Source organism: Variovorax sp. RCC_210, from assembly GCF_041355175.1.
Taxonomy (GTDB): Bacteria; Pseudomonadota; Gammaproteobacteria; order Burkholderiales; family Burkholderiaceae_C; genus Variovorax.
On the sequence record NZ_JBFUPJ010000022.1, the window covers coordinates 112,120 to 126,480 of the forward strand.

At 69.9% G+C, this 14,361-nt stretch carries 11 protein-coding genes; 5 read left to right on the forward strand and 6 right to left on the reverse strand.

Translation table 11 applies throughout. The features are described 5' to 3' along the window. Positions 1 to 7: 7 nt before the first annotated feature. From AB6807_RS37040 to AB6807_RS37060, 5 genes are all read right to left on the reverse strand, one after another. Positions 8 to 943, reverse strand: a complete 936-nt coding sequence (locus AB6807_RS37040) for a CysB family HTH-type transcriptional regulator (protein WP_371088487.1) — start codon at positions 941 to 943, stop codon at positions 8 to 10. Between the two features lie 341 nt (positions 944 to 1,284). Beyond that, positions 1,285 to 2,244, reverse strand: a complete 960-nt coding sequence (locus AB6807_RS37045) for a transporter substrate-binding domain-containing protein (RefSeq protein WP_371088488.1) — start codon at positions 2,242 to 2,244, stop codon at positions 1,285 to 1,287. Continuing rightward, on the reverse strand, positions 2,237 to 3,064 hold the full coding sequence (locus tag AB6807_RS37050; RefSeq protein WP_371088489.1) for an ABC transporter permease: 828 nt from the start codon (positions 3,062 to 3,064) through the stop codon (positions 2,237 to 2,239). Before AB6807_RS37050 ends, AB6807_RS37045 begins: the two co-directional genes overlap by 8 nt. Before the next feature lie 154 nt (positions 3,065 to 3,218). Then, on the reverse strand, positions 3,219 to 4,028 hold the full coding sequence (locus AB6807_RS37055) for an ABC transporter ATP-binding protein (RefSeq protein ID WP_371088490.1): 810 nt from the start codon (positions 4,026 to 4,028) through the stop codon (positions 3,219 to 3,221). A 5-nt stretch (positions 4,029 to 4,033) separates the two neighbouring features. After that, a complete protein-coding gene (locus tag AB6807_RS37060) occupies positions 4,034 to 5,098 on the reverse strand; it encodes an ABC transporter substrate-binding protein (RefSeq protein ID WP_371088491.1) in 1,065 nt (354 codons plus the stop codon). Positions 5,099 to 5,462: 364 nt separating this feature from the next. Between AB6807_RS37060 and AB6807_RS37065 the strand changes: the two genes are divergently transcribed. Continuing rightward, positions 5,463 to 6,923: a SidA/IucD/PvdA family monooxygenase gene (locus AB6807_RS37065; protein WP_371088492.1), complete on the forward strand. Its 1,461-nt coding sequence runs from the start codon at positions 5,463 to 5,465 to the stop codon at positions 6,921 to 6,923. Between the two features lie 51 nt (positions 6,924 to 6,974). On the opposite strand, the gene AB6807_RS37070 is transcribed toward AB6807_RS37065, so the two are convergent. Next, positions 6,975 to 7,949 (reverse strand): tripartite tricarboxylate transporter substrate binding protein, encoded by a 975-nt coding sequence (locus AB6807_RS37070; protein WP_371088498.1) that lies wholly within the window; start codon positions 7,947 to 7,949, stop codon positions 6,975 to 6,977. 191 nt (positions 7,950 to 8,140) lie between these two features. Between AB6807_RS37070 and AB6807_RS37075 the strand changes: the two genes are divergently transcribed. From AB6807_RS37075 to AB6807_RS37090, 4 genes are all read left to right on the forward strand, one after another. Then, the gene (locus AB6807_RS37075) at positions 8,141 to 10,378 is read left to right on the forward strand and encodes a rhodanese-like domain-containing protein (RefSeq protein ID WP_371088493.1); all 2,238 of its coding nucleotides are present in this window, start codon (positions 8,141 to 8,143) and stop codon (positions 10,376 to 10,378) included. Continuing rightward, positions 10,375 to 11,358, forward strand: a complete 984-nt coding sequence (locus AB6807_RS37080) for an ABC transporter permease (RefSeq protein ID WP_116913587.1) — start codon at positions 10,375 to 10,377, stop codon at positions 11,356 to 11,358. Before AB6807_RS37075 ends, AB6807_RS37080 begins: the two co-directional genes overlap by 4 nt. A gap of 127 nt (positions 11,359 to 11,485) precedes the next feature. Beyond that, positions 11,486 to 12,409, forward strand: a complete 924-nt coding sequence (locus AB6807_RS37085; protein WP_371088494.1) for an ABC transporter permease — start codon at positions 11,486 to 11,488, stop codon at positions 12,407 to 12,409. A 111-nt stretch (positions 12,410 to 12,520) separates the two neighbouring features. Continuing rightward, positions 12,521 to 14,251, forward strand: coding sequence for an ABC transporter ATP-binding protein (locus AB6807_RS37090; RefSeq protein WP_371088495.1), 1,731 nt, complete (start codon positions 12,521 to 12,523; stop codon positions 14,249 to 14,251). Positions 14,252 to 14,361: the final 110 nt, after the last annotated feature.

Genomic DNA, 14,361 nt, shown 5'->3' on the forward strand with positions numbered 1-14,361 from the left:
GCGGGATTCAGGCGTCGTTCGCCGCCGCCGCGGCCAGCTCGATCGCCGGGCGCGGCAGGTCTGGCGCGAAGCACTCGATGAAGGCATACACATAGCTGCGCAGGTAGCCGCCACGGCGCACCGCGAGCTTGGTCTGGTTCACGCCGAAGAGGTGGCCCGCGTCGAGCGTGCCCAGTTGCGTGTCGCGCTCGGGGTCGCAGGCCAGGTCGGCCACGATGCCCACGCCCATGCCGAGTGCCACGTAGGTCTTGATGACGTCCGCATCCATCGCGGCCAGCACGATCTCGGGCGCGAGGCCGGCGCGCGCGAAGGCGTCGTCGATGCGCGAGCGGCCGGTCAGGCCGTTGTCGTAGGTGATGAGCGGCCAGGCGGCGAGTTGCTCCAGCGTGAGCGGCCCTTGCGCGCGCAGCAGCGGGTGCGCCAGCGGCGCGATGACCACGTGGCGCCAACAGCGGCAGGGCAGTGCCAGAAGTTGCGAGTGATCGGCCAGCGCCTCGGTGGCGATGCCGACATCGGCCTCGCCGTCTTGCAGCATCTGCGCCACCTGCTTGGGCGAGCCCTGGTGAAGATGCAGCCGCACCCCCGGAAAGCGCAAACGAAATTCCTGCACCGCGCGCGGCAAGGCATAGCGCGCCTGCGAATGCGTGGCCGCCACGGACAGCACGCCCTGCTGTTGTGCCAGGTACGCGTGACCAGCCTGCTGCAGATGGCGGCTCTCGGCAAGCACGCGCTCGATGATCGGCAACAGGTGGTCCCCGGGCGGCGTCAGCCCGGTGAGCCGCTTGCCCGAACGCACGAAGAGCTCGATGCCCAGCTCTTGTTCCAGGTCGCGAATCTGCCGGCTCACGCCGGACTGCGAGGCACGCAGCGTTTGCGCGGCCTCTGTCAGGTTGAAGCCGCTGCGCACGGTCTCCCGCACGGAACGCAATTGCTGGAAGTTCATTGGGTCTGTGGTGGGGTGTGCGTTGTCTCTGCGTGGAACACCGGGGTGGTCCCGTTCGTTTGCAGAGTGTGGGTTGCGCACGTTGAGGCCGCCAAAGAAGAAATGCGGCTATGGATATGCGGGGGCGTCTGCGTATGTGCGACGGCCGCTTTTTCCAGGGTGCGATCACGCCGGCGGGGTAGCCCTTTTCTCGAATGTCCCCCGGCCTTCGGCCTCCTCCTTTATCTCTCGAAAAGGGCTACCCCACCGGCGTGATCGTTGTGCGGTGCAGTGGTTGATCGCGGTTCACCGGCGGCCTGTTCACACGCCCCGAACACAAACATCAAACAAAACCCTGCGCCTCACGAATGACAAACCAGCCCGTCCTTCAACAGCGTGATCTCGAACTGCAGATTGCCCGCCCGCGCGCTGCGCGCCTTCTCCAACGTGCCGTCCGAGTGCCAACGGCGCAGCGCCGCGGCGACGTAGTCGCGCGACACGGCATCCCCTTCGGCCAGCCGCACCGTCGCGTCCGACCCCAGGGGCAGGCCTTGCGCCAACGTCTTGTAGAAACGCCACTCCTCGTTGCGCATGAGCCGTTGCAATACCTCGCCGTCGTCGGCCAGTGCCGCGCACTCGCCGGCCATGAAGGCCGAGGCCGCGTGCACTGACGAGGGGTAGCTGCGCGGCTGCGCGCCGTAACGCTGCGCCACCGCGCCCGCGTAGCCCGAACCTTCGCCCACGCAGACCGAGGCACCGCGCAACGCTGCCTCGTCCTGCACACGACCACGGCGCAGCGCCACCACCTGGCCGCGGCCGCTGTCGTAGCTGCCCTTTGCCGCGGCGATGCCGGGTTGCGGTGCCGCGGCGTCTGCAACGCCGGCCACGAGCAGGTCGATGCGGCCATCGCGCAAGGCGGCTTCGCGCTCTTCGGCTGCGAGGCCGACCAGCTTCAGTTTCAGCCCGAGCGAATCGGCGAGCTGGCGCGCCAGCGTGGCGTCGAAGGCGTCGGGCTCGGGCGGGGTCGGCGACTCGGGCGGCGCAGGTCGCGGGTAACGGCGCACGCCCACGCGCAGTTCGCCGCGTTGTTGTGCGCGCGCCAGCACGGGGCCCTTCGGCAGGCTGGTGAGCGGGGGTGATGTGTCGAGCAGGCGCAGCCACGTCAGCGAGGCGGGCAGGCGCGCATCGGCCGGGTCCGCGAAGGCCCATGAACTGCCGATGCCGCCGAGCACCGCGAGCGCCACGGCGGCAAGCACGAGCGTGCCTGCCGCAGCGCGCGTGGCCTGCTTGCGGGCGCGCGGGTCGGTGGCTGCGTCACTCATCGAGGCTCAACCCCTGGCGCCAGCGCAGCAGCCTGCGCTCCAGCAGCGCCAGCAGGTAGTTCAGCAGCAGGCCCAGCACCGCCAGCATCAGGATGCCGGCGTACATGGTCGGAATCTGGAAGGTTTCCTGCGAGTTCAGCGTAAGAAAACCAAGGCCCGAGTGCGCGCCGATCATCTCCGCCGCCACCAGCGCCGTGATGCTGTACGCACCCGCCAGCCGCACGCCCGTGAAGATCGACGGCAACGACGCCGGCAGCACCACCTTGAAGAAGATGAAGCTGCGCGACGCACCCATCGACAGGGCCGAGTTGACCAGCAGCCGGTCGACCTGCTTCACGCCGCTCACCGTGCTGAGCAGCACCGGCCAGAAAGACGCCCAGAAGATGATCGCCACCTTCGACAGCTCGCCGATGCCCAGGAACAGGATGAACACCGGGAAGAGCGCGAAGGCCGACGTTTGCCGGAACAGCTGCAGCACCGGGTCGACGATGGCGGCCAGCCGCTTGAAGCCGCCGATGAGCAGCCCCAGCACCACGCCCGCCGCGCTGGCGAGCACCAGCCCCCACAGCGAGCGCTGCAGGCTGGCGGCCACGTGCTTCCACAGCTGGTGGTTGTCGATGAGCTGGCCGATGGCGGCGAGCACCGCGGAGGGCGGGCTCAGGTAGGCGTCGCTCACCACGCCGAGGCGCGGCAGCGCTTCCCACAGCAGCAGGAACAGCACGATGCCAATGCCGCGCTCGGCCCAGCGGAGGGTGCCGCGTGCGAACTTGAGGAGGCGGCTTGGTGTGGGGGCCTTGGGGGCTTGGAGCACGGCGCTCATTTGAAGGCCTCCGTTTCCGGCTGTTGCTCCCTCCCCCTCTGGGGGAGGGCAGGGGTGGGGGCAAGCGGCGTATCAAGTTGCAGCGGCGTTGCAAAGGCCGCGTGCCCCCATCCCGGCCTTCCCCCGGAAGGGGAAGGAGAAAGTCCGAGCGCCCTCATGACACGGCCCCTTCCAGCGACCGCGGCCGCAAACCCAACTGCACCTCATCCTTCAACACCTCCCAGGCCCGATGCCGCAACGCCGCGAACTCCGCCGTGTGCCGCAGCTCCGCCGAGCGCGGTCGCGCGAGCGGAATGTCGATGATGTCCTTGATGCGCCCCGGCCGCTGCGTCATCACCGCCACGCGGTCCGACAGGTACACCGCTTCCTCCAGCGAATGCGTGATGAACACGATGGTCTTGCGGTGCTGCTCCCAGATGCGCAGCAGCTCGCCCTGCAGCACCTCGCGCGTCTGCGCGTCGAGGGCGGCGAAGGGCTCGTCCATCAGCAGCACGTCGGGCTCGTAGACGAGCGACCTCGCAATGGCCACGCGCTGCTTCATGCCGCCGGAAATCTCGTGCGGATAACGCTCGCCGAAACCGTGCAGCCCCACCAGCTCCAGGTACTCCTGCGCGGTGCGCCGCCGCGCGGCCTTGCCCAGGCCGCGAATCTCCAGCCCGACCGCGATGTTGTCGAGCACCGACAGCCACGGAAAAAGCGCGTAGCCCTGGAACACCACGCCCTGGTTGCGGTTGATGCCGGCAATCGGCTGGCCGTCGATGGCGATGTGGCCGCCCGTGCGCGTGGTCAGGCCCGCCAGGATGCCGAGAAAGGTCGACTTGCCGCAGCCCGAAGGCCCGAGCACCGATAAAAATTCGCCTTCGCGCACCTCGAGGTCGAAACCCTCGAGCACCCGCACGCGGTCGCTGGCGCCGCGCGCGGCGTAGTCCATGCGCACACCGTGGGCCGTGATCTTGATCGTCATGGCGCTCAGGTCTTCGCGTACGGGTTGAACTCGTTCGTGTAGACCTCTTTCACGGCCACCTTGCCGGCCGGGATCTTGCCCTCGGACTGCAATATGTCGACGTAGTACTGAATCGGTGGCTCGGTGATCACCAGGTCGTCCACGTAGGCGAAGCGGTCGACGTTCTTCAGGTCCATGTTGATGCGCTTGGCCACCAGCTTGCGCGCCTCTTCGGGGTTGTCGTTGACCCAGTTGCCGGCCTTGGCCAGCGCGGTGACCACGTCGCGCACGGCCTCCGGGTGCTCGCGAATGAACTTGCCGTGCGCGCTGTAGGGCGCCATGCCGCCCAGGCCGCCGTCCAGGTCGAAGTCGCTCCACAGGCGCACCAGCTGGTCGGCGTTCTCGGCGCGGCCCGAGAAGGGCGCGTGGATGATGGCCAGGTCGGTGTTGCGCGTGACCAGCGTCTGCTCGGCCTGCTCGTCGGGAATGACCACGAAGTTGATCTTGTTCACGTCCACGTCGTGCTGGCGCAGGTACTTCTTGGTGACGAACTCGGCGCAGGCGCCGAAGCTGTTGAAGCCGATGGTCTTGCCCTCGAGGTCCTTCGGGGTGCGAATGCCGGAGTCCTTGCGCACGAAGTACTTCATGTGCGGCGCCTCCTGCAGTGTCTTGCCGCCGGCGGCCACCACCTTCAGGTCGGCGCCCGAGGCAATGGCCGAGATCACCAGCGGCACCATGCGGCTGCCGAAGTCGATCTCGCCCGTGCCCACCAGCGGAATGATTTGCGGCGCGGCGATCTTGCCGACGTACTGCGGGCGCGTGTTGGTGCCCTCGAAGTAGCCGAGCTGGTCGGCCAGGTAGATCAGGTCGAACGAGGGGTTGTCGGGGTACTTGAAGGCGACCTTGTCGCCGGCCTGCTTCACCATGGCGGGGCCGCCGGCCGCGGCGCCCTTGTCGTCGCCGCGCGAGCAGCCGGCCAGGCCGAGGGCGCCGAGGCCGCCCAGGGTGGTGAGCGACGCGAGCGTCTTGAGTGCCAGGCGCCTGGAAGGAACGGCGCGAACGAAGGAAGCGGAGGGCGACTCGATGGACATGGCGGCGCGCTCCGGCACGGGAGCGTTCGAAGTGTTGGGAGGCCCGCATCGTAGGAAGCGCGGGCGCAGTGTATCAACGAAGAAAACCGCGCTTGCATATGCAGCGGACTGGATGCGCCGGGCAGCGGCCGGGATGTACCGGGCGGGCCGTGCCGGCCGCGCGAACGCAAAGAACGAAAACGGATCAGCGTATGCGTTTTCCGTGCTTGGGCCGGCGCGCCTGTTGGCCAAGAATGGCGGCTCTTGCCTTCGAGGGTGAGTGTCTCCTGGTCGCCGGAAAGCGGCGACGGTTCGCGGGCCCTTCGGGGCCCGCACTTTTCTTCCACCGTACTTCCGCTGCTTGCCCTTCGGCAGCCTCCAGCCCATGACATTCGCGTCGCCATCGAACCCCGACCATCGTGCCCACGAAGCCCTGCGCCTGCTCGGCCCCGCGCCCGCCAACTGGGTGCCCGCGCACGAAGGCGTGGACCACAACGTGCTCATCGTGGGCAGCGGCCAGAGCGGCAGCGCCTTCGCGTTCGCGCTGCAGCGCGCGGGCATCGGCGGCGTGAGCGTGATCGACGCGGCCGGGGGCGCCTCGCAGGCGGGCGTGTGGCTCACGCGGGCGCGCATGCACAAGCTGCGCACGCTGAAGAACCTGGTCGGGCCCGAGGGCCCGGTGTCGGCGCTGGGCTTCCAGGCCTGGTACGAGGCGCGCCACGGGCAGGAAGCCTACGCCGCCATCGATCGCATCGGCCGCACCGACTGGGCCGCGTACCTCGACTGGTTCCGCGGCATCACCGGCACCACGGTGCGCTACCACACGCGGCTGGTGCGCTTCGAGCCGGTGCCTGACGGCGCCGTGCCGCACTTCAGGCTGCATCTGGAGGTGAACGGCGCGCCGCGCACGGAAACGGCGCGCAAGCTGATCTTTGCGAACGGCGTGGCCGGCAGCGGCGCGCCCTTCATTCCCGAGCTGCTGTCGACCGCCGTGAGCCAGGGCCTGGCGGCCCACACGGGCCATGCGATCGATTTCGCGGCGCTCTCGGGCAAGACCGTGGCGGTGATCGGCGGTGCCGCGTCGGCCTTCGATGCCGCCGCGGTGGCGCTCGAAAACGGCGCCGCGGCCGTGCACCTGTTCTCGCGCCGCGACCGCATCGCCGCCACGCCGGTGGCGCGCGTGCGCGGCTACCCCGGCTTCTACGACAACTACCTGTCGCTGCCCGATGCCACGCGCTGGCACCACGCGGCGCGCTACCGCCGCCTGGGCACCACGCCGCCACCCGATTCGGTGCAGCGGGTGCTGGCCTTTTCGAACTTCCACCTGCACGTGGGCGCGCCGTGGCAGGGCGCGCAGGTGCAGGGCCGGCAGGTGGTGGCCTCGGTGCACGACGAGCGCTTTCACTTCGACTTCGTGATCGCCGGCACCGGCTACACGCACGAGCTCTCGCAACGCCCCGAGCTGGCCGGCATCGCCGACCTGGTGCTGCGCTGGCGCGACCGCTACCAGCCCGAGGCGCACGAGCGCGACGACGAACTGGGCGCCGCGCCGTACCTGGGCGCGGGCCTGGAATACATCGAGAAAACGCCGGGCAGCGCGCCCTGGCTGCGCGACATCCACACCTACAACCCCGGCGGCTTTGCCACTACCGGGCTGCCGCTGGGCGATGTGCCGAGCATTCGCGGCTATGTGCCGGCGGTGGTGCGGCGCATCAGCGAAGACCTGCTGCACGCCGACCTGGCGCTGCACGAGGCGCGCACCCGGGCCGAGGTGCCGGCCGATTTCGGCGAGGAGTTCTACGCCAGTGCACTGTGGCAGCGCGGGGCGCAGAAGCTGGCGGCCTGACCCTCCGCGCCGCGCCTTGTGCCCCGCGGGCGCGAGGCGCGGCGCAGTGCGTCAGCGCAAGGTGATGCCCGCCGTCTGGATGGTCTTGGCGTAGCGCACGCGCTCGCCGGCCAGCGTGCGCGCCATGTCGGCGGGCGTTCCGCCGGCCACCTTGAAGCCCATGTCTTCCAGCTTCGCGCGGGTGTCGGGCGACGCGATCACGGCCTCGATGTCGCGGTTGATCTTCGCCACCACCGCGGCGGGCGTGCCCGCGGGCGCGAAGTAGCCCTGCCAGCTTTCCACCGAGAAGCCGGGCAGGCCGGCCTCGGCCATGGTCGGCACGTCGGGCAGCGCGGCGGAGCGGTAGGGCGTGGTCACGGCCAGCGCGCGCAGCTTGCCGGCGCGCACGTGGTCGGTCACGGCCGCCAGGGTGATGAGCGTGGCGTCCACATGGCCGGCCAGCACGTCGAGCGTGGCCGGCCCGCCGCCGGAGTAGGGGATGTAGTTGACCTGCGCGCCGGTGTCCTGCGCGATCATTTCGTGCGCCACGTGGGCGATGCCGCCGTTGCCCGGCAGCCCGAGGCTGATCGACTGCGGCCTAGCCTTGGCGCGCGCGAGGTAGTCGCGGAAGTCGGTGATGCCCGTCTTGGGGTTCACCACCAGGATCTGCGGGTTCACCACCGCCTTGATGACCGGGGTGAAGGCCTTCTGGCCATCGTAGGGCAGGCGGTCGAAAAGAATGCCATTGAGCGTCAGGCCTTCGCCCTGCTGCAGCAGCGTGTAGCCGTCGGCCGGGGCCTTGGCCACGCGGGCCGCGCCGATGGTGCCGCTGGCGCCGGCCAGGTTCTCGACCACCACCGACTGCCCCCAGCGCTCGGTCAGGCCCTGCGCGATGAGCCGCGTGAGCTTGTCGGCGCTGCCGCCGGCGGCCACGGGCACCACGATGTGGACGGGTTTGGAGGGGAAGCCGGCCGCGTCGTCGGCGGCATGCGCCAGGGCGCTGAAGCCGCCGAAGCCACTGAAGGCCAGCGCCAGCGCGCCCAGCATGGCGCGGCGCGGCGCGGCCGGGACGAGAAGAGGGGAGTTTGTTGTCATGTGCCGGCCAATCTAGGAGCCGCGCCGGCCGTGTCCAACGAAGCAAACCGGATATGCGTAGAAGAAAAACTTCGTTGGGCGCGCGCGGTGGCCGGCTTAGCCTGACTGTCGAATTGCCTTCCTGCCCCCCAGAAAGTCCCCCCATGAGCCTCTCCGACCTCCCCGTGGAAACCGCGGGCAACGACATTGCCAGCGCGCGAGCGCGCGCCATCGACGCCTTCCTGGCACAGGCCCGCGGGCTGCTCGCTGATAAGGGTGACGCAGCCGACAAGCCCACCCTGCAGGCCGTGGCCGACGCGCTGATTGCGCTCGGCCAGCAGAAGTCGCTGTTCCCCGCCGCCCACTTTCCCATCGACGCGGCGCGTCCCGCGCAGGTCTACCGCCTGGCCGAAGACGCCGACGGCGGCTTCGCGCTGTACCTGTCGGCCGGCCTGGCGGGCAAGGCCCAGCCGCCGCACGACCACACCACCTGGGCCGTGATTGCCGGCGTGGAAGGCAACGAGCGCAACGTGCTCTACCGCCGCGAAAAAACCGCCGAGCCCGCGCGCGACGCGCTGGTGCAGACCGCCACCGTCGACGTGGCCGCCGGCAGCGCCGTGGTGCTGCTGCCCGACGACGTGCACACCATCGAGCTCATCGGCGGGCAGGACGGTCGCCACCTGCACTTCTATGGCCGCGCGCTGCAGCTGCTCGACCGCCGCGTGGTGTTCGAAGGCAAGGAGGGCGGCAGCTTCAGGCACTTTGCGCCGCCCAAGAACATCCGCCACCCGGCCACCACACCGCAGGCGCTGAAGGCCGCGCTGGCCGACGGCGAGGAGATCGCGCTGCTCGACGTGCGCGAGACCGGCGTGTTCGTGCGCAGCCACATCCTGCTGGCCGCCTCGGCGCCGCTGTGGCGGCTGGAGGTGCAGATCGACCGGCTCGTGCCGCGCCGCGGCACCCGCATCGTGCTGGCCGACGCCGACGAATCGCTCGCGCACGAGGCCGCCTCCAAGCTGGTGCGCCTGGGCTGGCGCAACGTGTCGGTGCTGGCCGGCGGCGCCGAAGGCTGGGCGGCGGCGGGCTACGAGCTGTTCAGCGGCAGCAACGTGCCGAGCAAGGCCTTCGGCGAGGTCATCGAGCACCAGAAGCACACGCCCTGGATCTCGGTGGACGACCTGCACGCCCGCGTGCAGCGCGGCGACGACATCGTGGTGGTCGACAGCCGCACGCCCGAGGAGTTCGCCGACTTCAGCCTGCCGTTCGCGCACAGCCTGCCGGGCGCCGAGCTGGTCTACCGCATCCAGGAACTCGCGCCCCGGCCCGAGACGCTGGTGGTGGTGAACTGCGCCGGCCGCACGCGCAGCATCGTGGGCGCGCAGACGCTCATCGACGCGGGCATTCCCAACAAGGTGGTGTCGCTCAAGGACGGCACCATGGCCTGGCTGCTGGCCGGCCGCGAGCTGGCCCACGGCCGTGCGGCGCCGCTGCCCGAGCCGGGCGAGCAAACGCGCCAGAGCGCCCGTGCGCGGGCCGAGGACGTGGCCGCGCGCGCCGGCGTGCGCCGCATCGACGCCGCCACGCTTGCGCGCTTCCAGGCCGAGGCCGAGGCCGACGAGCGCTCGCTGTACCGCTTCGACGTGCGCACCCGCCAGGAGTACGAAGCCGGCCACCTCGAAGGCTGGCGCTGGGCGCCGGGCGGCCAGCTGGTGCAGGCCACCGACGAGTACGTGGGCACGCGGCGCGCGCGCATCGTGCTGGCCGACTGGGACGGCGTGCGCGCGCTGACCACCGGCGCGTGGCTCGCGCAGCTGGGCGGGCACGAGGTGTTCGTGCTGTCGCCGCCCGCCTTGCCCGTGCGCGTGCTCGGCCCCGAGCCGGTGCGCGTGCTGGCATTGCGGGCCTTCACCCCCGACATCGCGCCGCGCGAAGCCGCCGCGGCGCTGGAGGCCGGCAAGGCCGTGGCCTTCGACGTGGAGCGCCGCTCGGCCTTCGAGCGCCGGCACATCGCGGGCGCGCGCTTCGCGGTGCCCGACCGTCTGCAGGAGTTCACCGCCGACCTGCCCGCGTCGCAGGTCGTGGTGCTCACGTCGTCCGACGGCGTGCTGGCACGCACCGTGGCGGCCGAGCTGGCCGCCCGCACCGGGCTCACCGTGCGCGCCATCGCGGGTGGCACGCAGGCCTGGAGCGCCGCGCGCCTGCCCACCGCCACCGGCCCCGAAGGCGTGCTGACCGGCGACGACGACCATTGGTACAGCCCCTACGCGCATGCCGACCTGGCCAAGCGCGACGCCGGCTTCCAGCAGTACCTGGACTGGGAAATCGGCCTGGTCGCGCAGCTCGAACGCGAAGGCGACGTGGGCATCCGGCTGGTCAAGGCCAGCGAGGCGGCAGCGTCATGAACCTGCGCAGCGCGAGCCGCACGCTGGTGCGCACGGCCTGGCAGGCCGTGCCGACCGTCATCGGCGTGATTCTTCTCAACTTCGTCCTGATGCAGTGGATTCCGGGCGACGCCGCCGACGTGGTGGCCGCCGAATCGGGCTCGGCCACCGCGGAGAGCATGGCGCAGCTGCGCACGCACTTCGGGCTCGACCTGCCGGTCATCCAGCAGCTGTTCGCCTACCTGAACAACCTGGCGCACTTCAGCCTCGGCGTTTCTCCGCGCTACAACATGCCGGTGGTGTCGCTCATCGGCGCGCGACTGGGCAACACGCTGTTGTTGATGATCACGGCGCTGGCCTTCGCGCTGGCCATCGGCATCGCCGCGGGCACGGTCATGGCCACGCGCGTGGGCCGTTGGCAAGACCGCACGCTCTCGGTGCTGGCGCTGCTGCTGTATTCCACGCCGGGCTTCTGGCTGGGGCTGATGGCCATCGTGCTGTTCTCGGTGCACCTGGGCTGGCTGCCCACCGGCGGCAGCGAGAGCATCGGCGCGGGCTACACCGGGTGGACGCACGTGGTCGACGTGGCGCGGCACCTGGTGCTGCCGGCGCTGGCCATGGCCGGGTTCTACATCGCCATCTTCTCGCGCCTCACGCGCGCCGCGATGCTCGAGGTGGCGCGGCAGGACTTCGTGCGCACGGCCGAGGCCAAGGGCCTGCACCCGTGGACGGTCAATCTGCGCCACATATTGCGCAACGCGCTCATTCCGGTCACCACGGTGGCGGGCATGCACTTCGGCACGCTGCTGGGCGGCGCGGTGGTGGTCGAGACGGTGTTCAGCTGGCCCGGCCTCGGCCGCCTGGCCTTCGACTCGGTGGCGGGGCGCGACTACACCGTGCTGCTGGGCGTGCTGCTGATGTCGTCGCTGCTGGTCATCGTGGCGAACATGCTGGTCGACCTGCTGCACGCCTGGCTCGACCCGCGCATCCAGGTGCGCTGAAGCGCACCCGCGGTTGCTTTTTCTTCTTCTCTCGAATTCCAGGCTTTCAAAGCGCTCGATGTCCACACCTTTCACACTCGATTCCGCTATCGCGAATCCGCCGGCGCATCCGCCGGCGCATCCACCAGTGCGTCGCACCGAACCGCCCGCAGCACCGGTTGCGCCGGTTGCATCTGTCGCCGCCAAGGCCGCGGTCGATGCCAAGCCCCTCTCCAGCCGCCACGCCGCGCTGCGCGCCTTCCTGCGCAACCCTGCGGCGGTGGCGGGCGTGGTGTTGCTCGTGTTCATGCTCGTGCTGGCGCTGCTCGCGCCGTGGCTTTACCCGGGCGACCCGCTCGACATGGTCGCGCCGCCGCTGCTGTGGCCGGGCCAGGACGCGGCCTATCCGCTGGGCAGCGACTCGCTGGGCCGCGACGTCATCGCCGGCATCGCGCACGGTGCGCGCGTGTCGCTCGCGGTGGGCGTGGTGGCCGCGGTGCTGAGCCTGGTGATCGGCGTGCTCGTGGGCGCCACCGCCGGCTACTTCGGTGGCCGCATCGACGACGTGCTGGTGCGCATCACCGAGCTGTTCCAGACCATGCCCTCGTTCCTGTTCGTGATCGTGGTGGTGGCCATCGGCCAGCCCTCGGTGCCGGTGATCGTGTTCGCCATCGGCCTGGCCTCGTGGCCGGTCATTGCGCGGCTGGTGCGCGCCGAGTTCCGCGCGCTGCGCGAAACCGAGTTCGTGCTCGCCGCCCGCAGCCAGGGCTTCAGCCACGCCCGCATCATCTTCCAGGAGATGCTGCCCAACGCCTTGCCCCCGGTGATCGTGACCACGTCGGTGCTGGTGGCGAGCGCCATCCTCATCGAGTCGGCGCTGTCCTTCCTGGGCATGGGCGACCCGAACGCGGTGTCGTGGGGCAGCATGATCGGGCAGGGGCGCGAGCTGCTGCGCACGGCGTGGTACCTCACGGCGTTGCCGGGTGGGGCCATCGTGCTGACGGTGCTGGCGTTGAACCTCGTGGGCGATGGGCTCAACGATGCGTTCAACCCGCGGTTGCGGGGGCGTTGAGATGAAGAACGGTTCGTCGGTTCGTTTGCGTGGCAGTCGTTCAGGGCACGATCGCGCCGGCCTGTTTACCCGTCCTGAAGGACAGAACCAAAAATCCTCGGGCCCACTGAAATGGCACTAGACCCAGTCACCACCACCCCGCCGCTGCTCGACGTACGCGGCCTCGACGTTTTCTTTCACGGATCGAACGGCCCCATCCAGGCGGTTCGAGGCCTGGACCTGACCCTGCAGCGCGGCGAAACGCTGGCGCTCGTGGGCGAGTCGGGCTGCGGCAAGTCGACCACCGCGCTCGCGCTGCTGAGGCTGCTCGCGCCCGGCGCGGTGCTGCGCGGCAACATCCACTTCGACGGGCGCGACATCCTCGCGCTGTCGCCGGCGCAGTTGCGCGAAGTGCGCGGCCGCGAAATCGCGATGATCTTCCAGGAGCCGATGACCTCGCTGAACCCGGTGCACACCATCGGCGCGCAGATCGAGGAAACGCTGCGGCGTCACGAAAAGCTCTCGGCGCTCGCGGCACGCAAGCGGGCCATCGAGCTGCTCGACCTCGTGCGAATTCCCGAGCCGCACCAGCGCATCGACGACCACCCGCACAACCTGTCGGGCGGCCAACGCCAGCGCGTGATGATCGCCATGGCCGTCGCCTGCAAGCCGCGCCTGCTGGTGGCCGACGAGCCCACCACCGCGCTGGACGTGACCATCCAGGCGCAGATTCTCGAACTGCTCGACGGCCTGCGCCGCGAGCTCGACATGGCGCTGCTGCTCATCACGCACGACCTGGGCCTGGTCGCGCAATGGGCCGACCGCGTGGCCGTGATGTACGGCGGCGAGAAGGTCGAGGAGGCGCCCACATCAAAGCTCTTCGCCGCGCCCGCGCATGCGTACACCCGCGGCCTGCTCGGCGCGTCGTTGCACGCGGGCAGCTCGCTGCACTACGCCGATGCGCGGCTGCCGGAAATCCAGACGCGGCTCGACCCCGTGACCGGTGTGCGCGACTTCGCGTTGCACGTGCCCGTGCCGAGTTCGACCGTGCGCGCCTTGCCCGTGCGTGCTGCCGCGGGGGAGCCGTTGTTGTCGGTGCAGGCGCTGCGCACCGACTACCCCAAGCGGGGCGGTGGCGTGCTGCATGCGGTGGACGGCGTGTCGTTCGACATTCGCGCGGGGGAAACGGTCGGGCTGGTGGGCGAGTCGGGCTGCGGCAAGTCGACGCTGTCGCGCACGCTGCTGCGGCTGGTGAACCCGGCGTCGGGGCGCATCGTGTTCGACGGGACCGACATCGCGTCGCTGCCGGAAAAGGCGCTCAAGCCCTGGCGGCGTCGTGTGCAGATGGTGTTCCAGGACCCGTACGCGTCGCTGAACCCGCGCCGCAGCGTGTTCGACATCATCGAGTCGGTGGTAAAGGTGCACGGCGTGTCGGACCGCGCGGAGCGGCGCAACCGCATCGCGGCCATCCTCGAGCGCGTGGGGTTGCCGGCGGACGCGGGGCGGCGGTTTCCGAACGAGTTCTCGGGAGGGCAGAGGCAGCGCATCGGCATCGCACGTGCGTTGGTGCTGCGGCCTTCGCTGGTCGTGCTCGACGAGCCGGTGTCGGCGCTCGATGTGTCGGTGCAGGCGCAAATCCTGAACCTGCTGGTGGAGCTGAAGGAGGACTTCGGGCTGTCGTACCTGTTCATCTCGCACGACCTGTCGGTGGTGCGCTACATCGCCGACCGCGTGATGGTGATGAACAAGGGCCAGATCGTGGAGACCGGAAGTCACCGGGACATCTGGGACCGGCCGCAGCATCCGTATACGCGCAGCCTGATTGCTGCTGTGCCTGGGGGGGAGCAGCGGAAGGCTGCTTGATTTCTTTAGCCCTGCGAGGGCTGCTGGCCGGGTCTCGCCCCGGCGGGCGACTTACTTTCTTTTGCTTCGCCAAAAGAAAGTAAGCAAAGAAAAGGCGACCCCACTGTCTG